The 14064-nt window shown below is 70.4% G+C and carries 16 protein-coding genes; 3 read left to right on the forward strand and 13 right to left on the reverse strand.

Features of this window, described 5'->3' with window-relative positions; genetic code table 11:
• The 4 genes from SACPADRAFT_RS0205640 to nucS form a co-directional block, all read right to left on the reverse strand.
• The coding region (locus SACPADRAFT_RS0205640; RefSeq protein WP_007023367.1) for a DAK2 domain-containing protein at positions 1-387 on the reverse strand (387 nt) is incomplete at its 3' end.
• Positions 387-1391: a dihydroxyacetone kinase subunit DhaK gene (dhaK, locus tag SACPADRAFT_RS0205645; RefSeq protein ID WP_007023368.1), complete on the reverse strand. Its 1005-nt coding sequence runs from the start codon at positions 1389-1391 to the stop codon at positions 387-389. The genes dhaK and SACPADRAFT_RS0205640, both read right to left, overlap by 1 nt.
• A gap of 116 nt (positions 1392-1507) precedes the next feature.
• A complete protein-coding gene (locus SACPADRAFT_RS0205650; protein WP_007023369.1) occupies positions 1508-2488 on the reverse strand; it encodes a hypothetical protein in 981 nt (326 codons plus the stop codon).
• A gap of 88 nt (positions 2489-2576) precedes the next feature.
• Positions 2577-3236: an endonuclease NucS gene (gene nucS / locus SACPADRAFT_RS0205655; RefSeq protein WP_007023370.1), complete on the reverse strand. Its 660-nt coding sequence runs from the start codon at positions 3234-3236 to the stop codon at positions 2577-2579.
• 87 nt (positions 3237-3323) lie between these two features.
• Between nucS and SACPADRAFT_RS0205660 the strand changes: the two genes are divergently transcribed.
• Positions 3324-3857 (forward strand): NUDIX domain-containing protein, encoded by a 534-nt coding sequence (locus tag SACPADRAFT_RS0205660; RefSeq protein WP_007023371.1) that lies wholly within the window; start codon positions 3324-3326, stop codon positions 3855-3857.
• Between the two features lie 114 nt (positions 3858-3971).
• Here the strand turns inward: SACPADRAFT_RS0205660 and SACPADRAFT_RS0205665 are convergent, their stop codons facing one another.
• A complete protein-coding gene (locus tag SACPADRAFT_RS0205665) occupies positions 3972-4745 on the reverse strand; it encodes an enoyl-CoA hydratase-related protein (protein ID WP_007023372.1) in 774 nt (257 codons plus the stop codon).
• A 114-nt stretch (positions 4746-4859) separates the two neighbouring features.
• Here SACPADRAFT_RS0205665 and SACPADRAFT_RS0205670 point away from each other — a divergent pair, with 114 nt between their 5' ends.
• Entirely contained in the window at positions 4860-5483 is a 624-nt protein-coding gene (locus tag SACPADRAFT_RS0205670) for a LysE family translocator (RefSeq protein ID WP_007023373.1), read from the forward strand.
• A 5-nt stretch (positions 5484-5488) separates the two neighbouring features.
• Here the strand turns inward: SACPADRAFT_RS0205670 and murA are convergent, their stop codons facing one another.
• Positions 5489-6781, reverse strand: a complete 1293-nt coding sequence (gene murA, locus SACPADRAFT_RS0205675) for a UDP-N-acetylglucosamine 1-carboxyvinyltransferase (protein WP_007023374.1) — start codon at positions 6779-6781, stop codon at positions 5489-5491.
• 185 nt (positions 6782-6966) lie between these two features.
• Here murA and SACPADRAFT_RS0205680 point away from each other — a divergent pair, with 185 nt between their 5' ends.
• Entirely contained in the window at positions 6967-7539 is a 573-nt protein-coding gene (locus SACPADRAFT_RS0205680) for a cob(I)yrinic acid a,c-diamide adenosyltransferase (RefSeq protein ID WP_007023375.1), read from the forward strand.
• Positions 7540-7625: 86 nt separating this feature from the next.
• Here the strand turns inward: SACPADRAFT_RS0205680 and SACPADRAFT_RS0205685 are convergent, their stop codons facing one another.
• The 7 genes from SACPADRAFT_RS0205685 to SACPADRAFT_RS0205715 form a co-directional block, all read right to left on the reverse strand.
• The gene (locus SACPADRAFT_RS0205685; RefSeq protein ID WP_007023376.1) at positions 7626-8060 is read right to left on the reverse strand and encodes a DUF2550 domain-containing protein; all 435 of its coding nucleotides are present in this window, start codon (positions 8058-8060) and stop codon (positions 7626-7628) included.
• A gap of 27 nt (positions 8061-8087) precedes the next feature.
• On the reverse strand, positions 8088-8453 hold the full coding sequence (locus SACPADRAFT_RS0205690) for a F0F1 ATP synthase subunit epsilon (protein ID WP_007023377.1): 366 nt from the start codon (positions 8451-8453) through the stop codon (positions 8088-8090).
• A gap of 124 nt (positions 8454-8577) precedes the next feature.
• Positions 8578-10005: a F0F1 ATP synthase subunit beta gene (atpD, locus tag SACPADRAFT_RS0205695; protein ID WP_007023378.1), complete on the reverse strand. Its 1428-nt coding sequence runs from the start codon at positions 10003-10005 to the stop codon at positions 8578-8580.
• A 3-nt stretch (positions 10006-10008) separates the two neighbouring features.
• Positions 10009-10929, reverse strand: coding sequence for a F0F1 ATP synthase subunit gamma (locus SACPADRAFT_RS0205700; RefSeq protein WP_007023379.1), 921 nt, complete (start codon positions 10927-10929; stop codon positions 10009-10011).
• A 7-nt stretch (positions 10930-10936) separates the two neighbouring features.
• Entirely contained in the window at positions 10937-12583 is a 1647-nt protein-coding gene (atpA, locus tag SACPADRAFT_RS0205705) for a F0F1 ATP synthase subunit alpha (RefSeq protein ID WP_007023380.1), read from the reverse strand.
• A 63-nt stretch (positions 12584-12646) separates the two neighbouring features.
• The gene (locus SACPADRAFT_RS0205710) at positions 12647-13468 is read right to left on the reverse strand and encodes a F0F1 ATP synthase subunit delta (RefSeq protein ID WP_007023381.1); all 822 of its coding nucleotides are present in this window, start codon (positions 13466-13468) and stop codon (positions 12647-12649) included.
• Between the two features lie 8 nt (positions 13469-13476).
• Positions 13477-14022, reverse strand: coding sequence for a F0F1 ATP synthase subunit B (locus SACPADRAFT_RS0205715; RefSeq protein ID WP_007023382.1), 546 nt, complete (start codon positions 14020-14022; stop codon positions 13477-13479).
• Between the last annotated feature and the right edge of the window lie 42 nt (positions 14023-14064).

Here is a 14064-nt window from a genome sequence, read left to right on the forward strand (position 1 = left end):
CATCGTGGCGTCGCCGACCTCGGCCTTGCCCCGGCCGACGACACCGTCCAGTGCGGCCCGCAGCGCGGCGGCCAGTTCCCCGGCGTCCAGCCGCTCCGTCCCGCCCACGATCGTGGCGGCCCGCAGGAACGCCGTCCCGTACAGCGGGCCCGCCGCCCCACCCACCTTGGAGATCAGCGTGGTGGCGGCCAGCTTGAGCACCGCCCCGGGCGTCTCCGGGACCGTCTCCAGCCCCGCGAGCACCGCCGTGAATCCGCGGTGCAGGTTCTCGCCGTGGTCGGCGTCGCCGATCGGACGGTCCAGATCGGTCAGTTCCGTCCGGTGCTCGGCCACGGTCGCCGCCGCGGCCCGCACCGCCCCGGCGACCTCGTCCGCGCCACAGGCCATCACGCCCCCCAGCGCAGTGCGGGTGTGGTGACGGGGGCGTCCCAGAGGTCGGCCAGCTCACGGTCGAGCCGGAGCACGGTGATGCTCAGCCCCTGCATCTCCAGGCTCGTGATGTACGGGCCGACGAGCCGCCGGGTGACACTGATGCCGCGGTCGGCCAGCTTCCGCTCGGCGATGCCGTGCGCGAGGTAGGTCTCCAGCGGCGGCGTTCCCCCCATCGAGTTGGTGAACAGCAGCACGTCGTCCCCGCCGGAGAGCGGGAGGTCGGTGGCCACGGCGCTGACCATCCGGTCGACGAGGGTCTCGGCGTTCTCCATCGGGATCCGCTCGCGGCCGGGCTCGCCGTGGATGCCGATGCCGAACTCGATCTCGTCGGGGCCCAGCTCGAAGCTCGGTTCGCCGACGTGCGGCACGGTCGGTGCCGTCAGGGCCACGCCGACCGAGCGCACCCGGTCCACCACTTTGCGTGCCACCGCCTCGACGTCGTCGAGCGTGTCCCCCCGCTCGGAGGCGCCGCCGACGATCTTCTCCAGCAGCACCGTGCCGCCCACGCCGCGCCTGCCCGCGGTGAAGGTGGAGTCGGACACCGCGACGTCGTCGTCGATGACCACCGTGCGCACGTCCAGACCGTCGGCGGAGGCCAGCTCCGCCGCCGTCTCGAAGTTCAGCACGTCGCCGGTGTAGTTCTTCACCAACAGCAGCCCCCCGGGGGACCCGGTGGTGGCCGAGATCGCGGCCTGCACCGCGTCCGGGGTGGGTGAGGTGAACACCGGACCGGGCACGGCGGCGTGCAGCATCCCGTGTCCGACGAAGCCGGTGTGCAACGGCTCGTGCCCGGAACCGCCGCCGGAGATCACCGCGACACCCCGGGTCCGCTCGGGGGCGTCCGCCCGCACCACGTACGTGGGCTCGTACTCCACCCGGAGCAGGTCCCCGTGGGCGGCGGCGAGCCCCCTGAGCGAGTCGGTGACCACCGTCTCGGGGTCGTTGAGGATCTTCTTCACGGTTACCTCCGGGGCACGACTGCGTACGACTGTGTACGGACGGGTGGCACCGACCTCCGTGTCCCAACGTAGTCAACGTGAACCCGGACGGCAGCGTCGCGACCGGGCGGAGGCGGTCAGGCCCCCGGAATCGCCGCCGCGACCCCCCTCGCGACCCCGGCGACCCGCTCGCAGGCCGCCTCGTTCCCGGGCGTGTCCGGGTGGGCGTAGTACGACAGCTCCACCAGCTCCGTGTCGTACTCGGCGACCTTCCGGTGCCGCCAGGAGAGGTCGCACTCGAGCATGTCCCCGTCGCCCTTCTCGGCCACCGCGGTCACCCGGTCGGTGAGCGCGACCTCGGTCCCCTCCTCCGGATCGACCGGGTATCCGACGCGCATGGTCAGTCGGAGGGTGGCCCGGTCCTGCTCGAACACGCAGCCGTGCAGGCCCGCGCGGCGCAGGATCACCTCGCCGTCGAAGGCGTGCCCCAGCATCTCGGCCGTCACCAGGGTGCAGGGGTCGACGTTCACCAGCGAGTCGGCCGGCGCCCGGTACCGGGGCGGGCCGGTGCGCAGCACCTCGACGACCCCGCGCAGCACCGACGTCCCGGTGTCGCAGGCGACACCGACGTCGGTGTCGTAGTCGGCCCACACCGAGATGCCGAGCTCCTGGTCCGTCTCGGTCACCGCCGTCATGTAGCAGGTCCCGTCGTTGCTGAGCTCCACCAGTGGCAGTCCGCCGACGCCGCCCGACGCGTCCGAGGGCGAGGCGTTCGTCTCCCCGAGGTCGACCCAGATACTGACCTGCCTGCCCTCCGCGTCGAGCATCGGACGGCGGCAGACACCCCAGTCGACCTCCCGCGCGTCCTCCGCCGCGGTCAGGCCGGCCACCGCGGGCCCGTCCAGCAGCGCGCACGGGTCCACCGCGCGCAACGCCTCCTGCGTCACGGCAGGGTCGTCGATCGGCCCGGACGGCACCTCGCCCCCGTCCGCCCGCGCCTCGGCCCCCACCGTGGTGCGCTCGTAGTTCACCTTGGACAGATCCTCACCCGAGCAGCCCGCCACCACCCCGAGCAGCACGACCCCCAGCACCGACCCCTGTCGGCGGACACGACTCATCACGGCGGGCACGGTATCGCCTTCCCCACCGTCGTGTGTGGGGAGTCGCCCGAACACCGGTCGACGACCGGTCCGGAAGGCACCGCCCCTAGAACAGCCGGAGGTCGTCGGTCTCGATACCGCGCAGGCCGTCGTAGTCGAGCGTGACACACCGGATGCCGCGGTCCTCCGCCAGCGTACGGGCCTGCGGCCGGATCTGCTGCGCGGCGAACACGCCCTGCACCGGGGCCAGCAGCGGGTCGCGGTTCAACAGCTCCAGGTACCGGGTGAGCTGCTCGACCCCGTCGATCTCCCCGCGGCGTTTGATCTCGACGGCCACCGCCGCACCGTCGGCGTCGCGGGCGAGGATGTCGACCGGACCGATGGCGGTCGGGTACTCCCGGCGCACCAGCGAGTATCCCGCGCCGAGGGTGGTGATGTGCTCGGCGAGCAGTTCCTGCAGGTGGGACTCCACCCCGTCCTTGACCAGCCCGGGCTCCGCACCGAGATCGTGCCGGACCTCGTCGAACACCGTGTCGATCGTGACGACGAGCTTCTCCCCCGCCTTGTTCTCCACGATCCAGAGGTTGCCGTCCTCGATCAGCCAGCACGGCGGGCTCATCCAGTTCAACGGCTTGTAGGCACGGTCGTCGGAATGCACCGACACGGACCCGTCCGCCTTGACGAGAAGCAGCCGGGTCGCCATGGGCAGATGGGCCGTCAGACGACCGGCGTAGTCGACCTGGCACCGGGCGATCACCAAACGCACGCGGAGAGACTAGGGGACCGGATCCGACGACGCACCGACAGGTCCCCGGCGTGTCCCGTCGGTGTCCGCGTCGCGACAATCACGGCCATGGAACAACGCTCCTCCCGGCAGGTCTACGCGAACGACTGGATGACCGTGCGCGAGGACGCCGTCCGCCGCGACGACGGCTCCGACGGCATCTACGGCGTCGTCGACAAGCAGGACTACGCGCTCGTCATCCCCCTCGACGGGGACCGGCTGCAGCTGGTCGAACAGTTCCGTTACCCGCTGGGGCTGCGCCGGTGGGAGTTCCCCCAGGGCACCGCACCCGGCCTCAGCGAGCTCGCCCCGGCCGAGCTGGCCGCACGGGAGCTGCGGGAGGAGACCGGGCTGTCCGCGCGACGGCTCGTCGAACTCGGACTGCTCGACGTCGCCCCCGGCCTGGCCAGTCAACGCGGCCGGGCCTTCCTCGCCACCGGTCTCACGCAGGGTGCGGCCGCCCGGGAGCACGAGGAACAGGACATGCGCACCGCGTGGTTCACCCGTGCGGAGTTCGAGGCGAGGGTGGCGGGCGGCGAGATCACCGATGCCCAGTCGATCGCCGCCTACACCCTCCTGCTGCTGTGGGAACGCGGCACCTGATCCGGCCTCACCCGGGTCGACCCACGGCCGCCCGACGACAACTCACAGGCACCGGGTGTCGACTCGCGGGCACCGGGTGTCGACTCGCAGGCACCGGGCGGGGACTCGCGGGGGTCAGTCGGGCCAGGTCGGGGGGCGCTTCTCCAGGAAGGCGGCCATGCCCTCGCGGGCACCGGGGAGGTGCGCGGCCGAGGCCATGACCTCCTGGGCCAGCGCGTAGGCGTCGTCCTCGGGACGGTCGAGCTGGGCGTACAGGGTGCGCTTGCCGAGGGCCTTGCTCGCGCGGCTGCCGCGGGTGGCGCGGCCGAGCAGGTCGGTGACGGCGTCGTCGAGGTCGTCGTCGGGGACCACCCGGTTCACCAGCCCCCACTCCCGTGCCGTGGCCGCGTCCACCGTGTCCCCGGTCAGCGCCATCTCCATCAGCCGTTTCCGGCCGACCGACCGCGCCACCGGTACGGCGGGCGTGTGGCAGAACCAGCCTCCCCTGCCGCCGGGCAGGGCGAAACCCGCGGACTCGGCCGCCACCGCGAGATCGCACGAGGCCACCAGCTGGCATCCGGCGGCCGTCGCGAGCCCGTGCACGCGGGCCAGCACCACCTGCGGCGCCGACCGCATCGCCCGCATCAGGTCGGTACACGTCCCCAGCAGCGCGCGCACGCCGGTGAGGTCGCGCCCGGCCACGTCGCCGAAGTCGTGCCCGGCGGAGAACACCGGCCCGGCACCCGCGAGCACGATCCCCGCCGCGTCCGTCTCCGCGGTCTCCCGGAACGCCCGCAGCAGCTCGCGCAGGTGCGGTTCGGACAGCGAGTTCCGTCGCCGCGGACGGTTCATCGTGATCGTGACGGTCTCGTCCCGCCGTTGCACGAGGACGTGCTCGTACTCACCCATGCCCCGACGGTAGTCCGCGCGGGTGTGCGACCCAACCCTCGGAAAGTCCGGTCCGGCCGCCCCGGCGGTGGAGGTGGGCGGGCACCGTCCCCGTCACCGTTAGGGTTGGCGGACGTGACCTGGAGTGTGTACGGGAGCTACCTCGTCGTCGTGATCCTCGTGGTGCTCGCACCCGGACCCGACACGGTGGTCACCCTGAAGAACTCGTTCGCGGGCGGATTCCGCGGCGGGCTGCTGGCCTCCACCGGGGTCGCCGCCGGGCACCTCGTCCAGGGCACCGCGGTCGCCTTCGGACTCGGCACCCTGATCGTGGGATCGCAGCCGGTCTTCACCACCCTGCGCTGGCTCGGCGTGCTCTACCTGAGCTATCTCGGGATCCAGGCCATCCGGTCGGCCTGGCGCGGCGACTACGACCGTCTCGACGAGGCGGGGGCCGGCGCGAGCGGGTTCCGGAGACTGCGCGAGGGCTTCCTGTCGAACGTGACCAACCCCAAGGTCCTCGCGCTCTACCTGTCCATCCTCCCGCAGTTCATCGACCCGGTCACCAGCACCACGGGCGACACCCTGCTGCTGGCCTACACGATGGCCGTGCTCGGCACCCTGTGGCTGGTGCTGTTGGTGGTGTTCGTCCACCGGGTCCGGGCGTGGATGCGGCGCAGGAGGGTGCGGCGCGGTCTGGACGTCGCCACCGGCACCACCCTCCTCGGCTTCGGGGCCGCCCTCGCCGCCGACGGCTGAGGGCCTCAGACCGCCTCGTCCCCCGCCACCCGGTCCGGGTCCGTATCGACCCGGTCGACCCGGGCGCCCAGTCCACTCAGGTTCGCCAGGAAGTCCGGGTAGCCACGGTCGATGTGGAAGACGTCCCACACCTGGGTGACCCCCTCGGCACACAGGCCGGCGAGCACCAACCCCGCGCCCGCGCGGATGTCCGAGGCCCACACGGGGGCGCTGGAGAGCTTGTCCACCCCGCGCACGACCGCGTGGTGGCCGTCGGTGCGCGCGTCCGCGCCGAGCCGGATCATCTCCTCGATGAACCGGAACCGCGCCTCGTAGACGTTCTCCGTGATCATCGAGGTGCCCTCGGACACCGCGGACAGCGCGACGGCGAACGGTTGCAGGTCGGTGGCGAAACCGGGATAGGGCAGCGTCACGAAGTCCACCGACCGCGGCCTGCCGAGCATCTCGACGCGGAAACCCTTGTCGTCGAACGTGGTGATCTCCGCGCCCGCCAGGCGGAGCTTCTCCAGCACCAGGTCGAGATGGTGCGGGTTGACGCCGGTGACCGTCACGTCCCCCTGGGTCATGGCGGCGGCGAAGGCCCAGGTCGCCCCGACGATCCGGTCCCCGATCACGTGGTGCTCGGTCGGGTGAAGGGTCTCCACCCCCTCCACGGTCAACGTGGACGTCCCGGCGCCCTCGATGTGCGCGCCCATCTCGTTGAGCATCACGCACAGATCGATGATCTCCGGCTCCCGCGCCGCGTTGTCGATCACGGTGGTGCCCTCGGCGAGCACGGCGGCCATCAGGATGTTCTCCGTGGCGCCGACGCTCGGGAAGTCCAGCCAGATCTGGGCGCCGTGCAGCCGGTCGGCCTCGGCGACGACACAGCCGTGTTCGATGGCGCTCGTGGCCCCCAGTTTGCGCAGCCCGTTCTGGTGCATGTCGAGCGGCCGGGAACCGATGGCATCCCCGCCCGGCAGCGCCACCACGGCCTTCTTCAGCCTGCCCACGAGCGGGCCGAGCACGCAGACCGACGCCCGGAGCTTGCCCATCGCCGCGGTGTCCGCGTGGTGCGACAACTCGGCGGGCGTGGTGATCCGCGCCACGTCCCCCTCGGTGTCCACTTCGCATCCGACGCTGCGCAGGACGTCCGCCATCAGCGGGACGTCGAGTATCTGGGGACAGTTGCGGATCGTCGTCGTCCCCTCGGCGAGCAGGGCGGCGGCCATCAGCTTCAACACGCTGTTCTTGGCGCCGACAACCCCGACCTCGCCGACCAGACGCGCACCGCCGTACACGTCGAAGTGCTCGCTCATGGTGGCCCATCCTGCCCGGCGGGGTTCCCCCCTGTGCGCTGGGGCACTCGTTACGGCGGGAACGGTCACAACCCGGCAACGAGTGAAACGTCCGGACATCCGGGGACGATAGTGCCCGCACCGCGCCCGCCGCACGCCGATGTGGTGCGGATCCCGGGTGCGACCCGGTCCGTAGACTGCGGGACATGTCCGTACGGATCAACCGTGTCTACACCCGGGTCGGTGACAACGGCACCACCGCACTCGGCGACGGGAGCCGCGTGCCGAAGACCCACCCCCGCCTCGGCGCCTACGCGGACGTCGACGAGACCAACTCCGTCCTCGGCGTCGCCCTGGCCACCGGTAACCTCCCCGAGGAACTCGCGACCGTGCTCCGGTCCGTGCAGAACGACCTCTTCGACGTCGGCGCCGACTTCAGCACCCCGGTCGTGGAGAACCCCGAGTACCCGCCGCTGCGGGTGACCGAGAGCTACATCGAGCGCCTCGAGGGCTGGTGCGACGAGTTCAACGAGCGGGTCGGGAAGCTGACCTCGTTCATCCTGCCGGGCGGCACCGCCGGTGCCGCGCTGCTGCACCAGGCGCGCACCGTCGCCCGGCGCGCGGAACGCTCCGGATGGGCGTTGCTGGAGGCCGAGCCGGACACGAGCAACCCGCTCGCGGTGAAGTACCTGAACCGCCTGTCCGACCTGTTGTTCATCCTCGCCCGGGTCGCGAACCCGGACGGCGACGTCCTGTGGCGGCCCGGCGGCGAACACTGACCCACGGCGAACACGGACCCACGGCGAACACCGGCCCGCCCGGGCCGGTCTCACCCCGGACGCCCGCACAGGCGGGCGCTCCGGGGTCAACTCGCCCGCGGGACGCGGCGCCCCGGCGGGGAGGACTCGAGCCAGGAGAGAAAGCCGGTCAACGCGCCGGGACCCATCGCGATCTCGACGGACCCCCGGTCGGTGGTCTCGCACCGCAACACCGTCGAACCGGCGGGGACGGCGTACGACTCGCTGCCGACCGGCTCCCGCCTGCCGGCGATCCGGAGGGAATCCCGCGGGTACACCCGGTCGGGGCCGGTCCGCAGGCTCCAGACGCGGTACCAGAGGAACTCCTCACCCCGGTAGCGGCCGATCCCCAGGTGCCACCCCGACCGCTCGCGGTCGGGATCCCAGCGCAGGGCGACGCTGACCCCGCCGTACCGGCGCATCCGCAGCCAGCGCAGCGCGTACCAGACGGCGACGACCAGCGACCCGAGCAGGAGCACCAGGGCCAGTGTGCTGACGTCCATGGCACGCTCCCGCTCGTCGTCGCCGGGTCAGACCGATTGACCGGCCGCCCGGAGCCGCGCGGTCGCTCTCGCGCGCTCGGCGTCGTCCGACTCGGCGAGCGCCGCACGCTCCCGGTCCACGTCGACCTCCTCACCGAGCTCCGCGGACTCGGCCAGCACGCTCACGCTGTCACTCGTGACGGACAGGAAACCCCCGTGCACCGCGGCGGTGATTGTCTCTCCGTCGGTGGTGGTCACCTTCACGATGCCGCCCTCGACGAGCTGTCCGAGGACCGGCTCGTGTCCGGCCATCACACCGATCTCGCCCTCCGTCGTCTGCGCCACGACGAAACTGGCCGTGCCCGACCACAGGCGGCGCTCCACCGCCACCAGCTCGACCGACATCTCCGCCACGAAGTTCTCCTTCTCGTCCCGCGTTCCGCCCAGTGTAGCCGGGCGCACCGGCGCATCGGCACGCCGGTGAGACACGAACGACGGGGCACTTCCATCCCTGGATGCGCCCCGCCGTCCGCGGAACTCACTTGCCGGTGATTTCCTTGTACTTCTTCTCGAGGTCCTCGAGACCGCCGATACCCAGGAACGCCTGCTCCGGGTAGTGGTCGAATTCGCCCTTGGTGATCTTGTCGAAGGCCTCGATCGTCTCCGACCGCGGCACGGTGGAGCCCGGCTGCCCGGTGAACACCTCGGCGACGAGCATGTTCTGCGACAGGTACCGCTCGATGCGGCGGGCCCGGTTCACCGTGAGCTTGTCCTCCTCGGACAGCTCGTCCATACCGAGGATCGCGATGATGTCCTGCAGCTCCTTGTACTTCTGCAGGATCCGGATGACCTCGGAGGCGACCCGGTAGTGCTCGTCCCCGACGATCGCCGGGTCGAGGATGGTCGAGCTGGAGGCCAGCGGGTCCACCGCCGGGAAGATGCCCTTCTGGAACACCGACCGGGACAGCTCCGTGGTGGCGTCCAGGTGCGCGAACGTGGTCGCCGGGGCGGGGTCGGTGTAGTCGTCCGCCGGGACGTAGATCGCCTGCATCGAGGTGATCGACCGGCCCCGGGTGGAGGTGATCCGCTCCTGCAGCACGCCCATCTCGTCGGCCAGCGTCGGCTGGTAGCCCACCGCCGACGGCATCCGGCCGAGCAGGGTGGAGACCTCCTGGCCCGCCTGGGTGAACCGGAAGATGTTGTCGATGAACAGCAGCACGTCCTGGTTCTGCACATCGCGGAAGTACTCCGCCATGGTCAGCGCGGACAGCGCCACCCGCAGACGGGTGCCCGGCGGCTCGTCCATCTGCCCGAAGACGAGCGCGGTGTCGTTGATGACGCCGTCCTCGCTCATCTCCAGGAACATGTCGGTGCCCTCACGGGTGCGCTCGCCGACACCGGCGAACACCGCACTACCGCCGAAGTTCCGGGCGACACGGGTGATCATCTCCTTGATCAGCACCGTCTTGCCCACACCGGCGCCACCGAACAGACCGATCTTGCCGCCCTGGACGTACGGGGTCAGCAGGTCGATGACCTTCAGCCCGGTCTCCAGGATCTCGGTCTTGCCCTCCAGCTGGTCGAACGCCGGCGGGTTCCGGTGGATCCCCCAGTGCTCCAGGTCCTCGCCGTAGCCGGGCTGGTCGAGGCACTGGCCGAGCGCGTTGTAGACGTGGCCCTTGACCTTCTCCCCGACCGGCACGGAGATCGGTCCGCCGGTGTCGGTCACCTCGGTGCCACGGACCAGACCGTCCTGCGGCTGCAGCGAGATCGTGCGCACCAGGTTGTCCCCGAGGTGCTGGGCGACCTCCAGCGTCACCGTCTTGCGCAGTTCCGAGAACTCGATCTCGGCCTTCAGAGCGTTGTTCAGCTCCGGAATCGAGCCGCGGGGGAACTCGACGTCGACGACCGGCCCGGTGACGGAGACGATCCGTCCCTTGGTTGCTGTGTCCTGCACGGCAGTCATGGCTTACACATCACTTCCTGTGGCGGCGAGTGCGTTGACCCCACCGACGATTTCGCTGATCTCCTGGGTGATCTGCGCCTGGCGGGCCTGGTTCGCCTGGCGGCTGTAGGTTTCGACGAGCTCACTGGCGTTGTCCGACGCCGACTTCATCGCGTTGCGCTGCGCCGCCAGCTCGGAAGCCGCCGATTCCAGCAGCGCGGCGAAGATCCGCGTGTTGATGTACTTCGGCAGGATCGCGCCCAGCAACTGGTCGGCGTTCGGCTCGAACTCGTACGCGGGCGGGATGCTCTCCTCCCGCGTGTACTCCACCTCGAGCGGGGCGATGCGCTTGGCCACCGGTGTCTGGGTGAGCATCGACCGGAACTCGGTGTAGACGATGTGCAGCTCGTCCACACCTCGCACACCCTCGGCACCGGCCCCGTCCTCGGCGCCGGCCATGAACTCGCCGACCAGCGTCTCGCCGACCTCGGCGGCATTCTCGTAGCCCGGCTTCTGCGAGAAGCCGGTCCACTGCCCCGCGATCTCGCGGTTGCGGAAGGTGTAGTAGTTCACGCCCTTGTTGCCGATGACATAGAGCTGGGGTTGCTTTCCCTGCTCCCGCAGCAGCGCCAGCAGCTCCTCGGTGGCACGCAGCACGTTGGCGTTGTAGCCCCCGACCAGACCCCGGTCACTGGTGACCACGAGGACCGCGACCCGTTCCGGGTTCGGCCGCTCGACCAGCAACGGGTGGTCGAGGCTGGTCGACGCGCCCGCCAGTGCGGAGAGCACGTTGGTGATCTCCGAGGCGTACGGGCGCGCGGACTCCACCCTCGCCTGCGCCTTGCTGATGCGCGACGTGGCGATGAGCTCCATCGCCTTGGTGATCTTCCCGATCGACTTGGTGGCCCGGACCTTCTGCCGGAGCTCACGGAGCTGCGCAGTCATGGGACGCCTACTTCTCCTGCTCGGCGGAGCGGTGCACCTTCACGGACTCCTGACCCACCTTGCCGGCGTCCATCGGATCGACCGACTCGTCGCCGACCAGGGAGGTGCCCTCCGAGGTGGTGAACTCCTTCTTGAACTCGTTCACCGCGGCGACCGTCCGGTCGGCCAGCTCGTCGGTCCACTGACCCTTCTCCCGGATCTCGCTGAGCACCCCGGCGTCCTTGTGCCGGAGGGTGTCCAGGAACTCGCTGTTGAACCGGGCGGTGTCGTCGACGGGAACGTCGTCGAAATGTCCGTTGGTGCCCAGGTACACCGTCACGACCTGCTGCTCGACCGGGACCGGCGCGTACTGCGGCTGCTTGAGCAGCTCGTACAGCCGGGCACCGCGGTCCAGCTGCGCCTTCGACGCGGCGTCCAGGTCGGAGGCGAACGCGGAGAACGCCTTGAGCTCCTCGTACTGGGACAGGTCGATCCGCAGCGACCCGGCGACCTTCTTCATCGCCTTGATCTGCGCGTCACCGCCGACCCGGGAGACCGACGTGGTGACGTCGACCGCGGGCCGCTGCCCGGAGTTGAACAGGTCCGACTGGAAGAAGCACTGCCCGTCGGTGATCGAGATGACGTTCGTGGGGATGTAGGCCGAGATGTCGTTGGCCTTGGTCTCGATCACCGGCAGGCCGGTCAGCGAGCCACCACCCAGTTCGTCCGACAGCTTCGCGCACCGCTCCAGCAGGCGGGAGTGCAGGTAGAAGACGTCACCGGGGTAGGCCTCCCGGCCCGGCGGACGACGCAGCAGCAGCGAGATCGCACGGTACGCCTCGGCCTGCTTGGTGAGGTCGTCGAACACGACCAGCACGTGCTTGCCGTCGTACATCCAGTGCTGCCCCAGCGCGGAGCCCGAGTAGGGCGCCAGCCACTTGTAGCCCGCCGAGTCCGACGCCGGCGCCGCGACGATGGTCGTGTACTCCATCGCGCCCGCGTCCTCCAGGGACTTGCGCACCGCCGCGATCGTCGAGCCCTTCTGGCCGATCGCGACGTAGATGCAGCGCACCTGCTTGGCGGGGTCGCCGCTCTCCCAGTTCTCCTTCTGGTTGATGATCGTGTCGACGCAGACCGCCGTCTTGCCGGTCTTGCGGTCACCGATCACCAGCTGGCGCTGTCCCCGGCCGATCGGGGTCATGGAGTCGATCGCCGTGATGCCGGTCTGCAGCGGCTCGTCCACCGGCTGCCGCTCGACGACCGAGGCGGCCTGCAGCTCCAGCGCCCGGCGCTCCGTCGACTCGATGTCGCCCAGGCCGTCGATCGGCTTTCCGAGCGGGTCGATGACACGGCCGAGGAAGTTCTCCCCGACCGGGACCGACAGGATCCGGCCGGTGCGCTTGACCTCCTGGCCCTCCTCGACCGAGTTGAAGTCACCGAGGATCACGACACCGATCTGGCGCGGGTCGAGGTTCTGGGCGACGCCGAGGATGCCGCCGGGGAATTCCAGCAGCTCGTTGGCCATGGTGGACGGCAGCCCCTCGACGTGGGCCACACCGTCGCCGGTGTCGACGACGACGCCGACCTCTTCCCGGCTCACGTCCGGGGAATAACTCGAGACGTAGTTCTCGATCGCGTTGGCGACCTCATCCGAGGAGATCGTCAGCTCCGCCATGTCGTTCCCGCTCTCACTTCGTTCTTGCCAGTCTGCAAAGTATGTGTCATGTGCCCGGCCCGCTCACCCGGCGAGTTGCCTGCGCACCGCGTCCAACCGGCCGGCGGCACTGCCGTCGATCACCTCGTCACCGACCCGCACGACCAGTCCCGCGCCGAGCTCCGGATCGAGCGCCACATGCAGGGCGATCGGCCGGTCGTACACCCGGCCCAGTTGTGCGGCCAGTCGTTCCCGCTGTTCGGCGGTCAGCTCGGTCGCACTGGTGACCCGGGCCACCGCCCGGTCCCGGCGTGCCGCGGCCATCTCGACGAGGCCGTCGACACTCTCCGCGACGGACCGCCCACCGGGCCGCAGCACCACCTGCTCCAGGAGCACCTTGCTGATCGGGTCGACCTTGTCGGCCACGAGCTGGCGGACCAGCCCCCGTTTCGCCTCGGCGGAGGCCGACCGGTCACCCAGCACACGCTCCAGCTCCGGCCTGTTCACCAGGATACGGGCGAAGCGGAACAGCTCGTCCTCGACGGTGTCGAGCTTGTCCGCCTTCTCCGCGCCGACGAGCAGCGCCGTGCGGCCGAGGTGCTCCACCCCGTCGAGGAGCTCACGGGGGTTCGACCACCGGCTGCCGACCACGGTCTGCAGCACCGTCAGCGCGGGGCCGGAGATCTTGTCCCGCAGCAGGGAGTCGACCAGCCGCTTGCGGGCCTCCGGGTCCGTCGAGCCGTCCGAGACGGCCCGGCGGAGCCCGCTCTCCCCGGTGAGCAGGTCCACCACGGAGAGCAGCTCTTCCCCGACGGCGGACGGGTCGGAGCCCGCGTCGCCGAGCACCTCGTCGAGACGGTTCCCGGCGAAGTCCAGAGCCTCACGGCTCGCGGCATGCAGCGTCATCCAGCGACCTACTTCCTTGCTCCGGCCGAACCGTTGCCACTGGCGTCGAGCTCGTCGAGGAACCGGTCGACGGTGCCCCGACGACGGGCCTCGTCCTCGAGGGACTCACCGACGATGCGACCGGCCAGGGTGACGGCGTTGCGCCCGAGCTCCTCGCGGAGTTCGGCCACCAGCTGGGCCCGCTGGGCCTGGAGCTGGGCCTCACCCTGCGCGACGATCCGGCGCGCCTCCTCCTCGGCCTGCCCGCGCAGTTCCTCCCTGATCTGTTCGGCCTCCGCCCGCGCGTCGTCGCGGATCTTGGCGGCCTCACCACGGGCCTCGGCCAGCTGCGCCTTGTAGTGCGCCAGCGCCTGCTCGGCCTCGGCCTGTGCCTTCTCGGCCTTCTCGATACCGCCCTCGATCTTGGCTGCCCGCTCCTCGTAGAGCTTCTCGAAGCGCGGCTTCACGAACTTCGTGATGACGAACAGCAGCAGGAGGAAAGCGACAAGACCGATGATGATCTCGGATACGTGCGGAAGAACAGGGTTGTACTCTGCTTCCTGCGCCAGAATCATCGCCGTCTCCACTTCGTCTGGTTACTCACAGCCCGTGCGGGT

It is taken from the genome of Saccharomonospora iraqiensis subsp. paurometabolica YIM 90007 (assembly GCF_000231035.2).
In the GTDB taxonomy this organism is placed as follows: domain Bacteria; phylum Actinomycetota; class Actinomycetes; order Mycobacteriales; family Pseudonocardiaceae; genus Saccharomonospora; species Saccharomonospora paurometabolica.

Excerpts from the sequence above, each read along its gene's own strand:
- SACPADRAFT_RS0205650 (WP_007023369.1), bottom strand. The coding sequence starts at position 2,488 with ATGAGTCGTGTCCGCCGACAGGGGTCGGTGCTGGGGGTCGTGCTGCTC.
- SACPADRAFT_RS0205660 (WP_007023371.1), top strand. The coding sequence starts at position 3,324 with ATGGAACAACGCTCCTCCCGGCAGGTCTACGCGAACGACTGGATGACC.
- SACPADRAFT_RS0205665 (WP_007023372.1), bottom strand. The coding sequence starts at position 4,745 with ATGGGTGAGTACGAGCACGTCCTCGTGCAACGGCGGGACGAGACCGTC.
- murA (WP_007023374.1), bottom strand. The coding sequence starts at position 6,781 with ATGAGCGAGCACTTCGACGTGTACGGCGGTGCGCGTCTGGTCGGCGAG.
- SACPADRAFT_RS0205680 (WP_007023375.1), top strand. The coding sequence starts at position 6,967 with ATGTCCGTACGGATCAACCGTGTCTACACCCGGGTCGGTGACAACGGC.
- SACPADRAFT_RS0205685 (WP_007023376.1), bottom strand. The coding sequence starts at position 8,060 with ATGGACGTCAGCACACTGGCCCTGGTGCTCCTGCTCGGGTCGCTGGTC.
- atpD (WP_007023378.1), bottom strand. The coding sequence starts at position 10,005 with ATGACTGCCGTGCAGGACACAGCAACCAAGGGACGGATCGTCTCCGTC.
- SACPADRAFT_RS0205700 (WP_007023379.1), bottom strand. The coding sequence starts at position 10,929 with ATGACTGCGCAGCTCCGTGAGCTCCGGCAGAAGGTCCGGGCCACCAAG.
- atpA (WP_007023380.1), bottom strand. The coding sequence starts at position 12,583 with ATGGCGGAGCTGACGATCTCCTCGGATGAGGTCGCCAACGCGATCGAG.
- SACPADRAFT_RS0205710 (WP_007023381.1), bottom strand. The coding sequence starts at position 13,468 with ATGACGCTGCATGCCGCGAGCCGTGAGGCTCTGGACTTCGCCGGGAAC.
- SACPADRAFT_RS0205715 (WP_007023382.1), bottom strand. The coding sequence starts at position 14,022 with ATGATTCTGGCGCAGGAAGCAGAGTACAACCCTGTTCTTCCGCACGTA.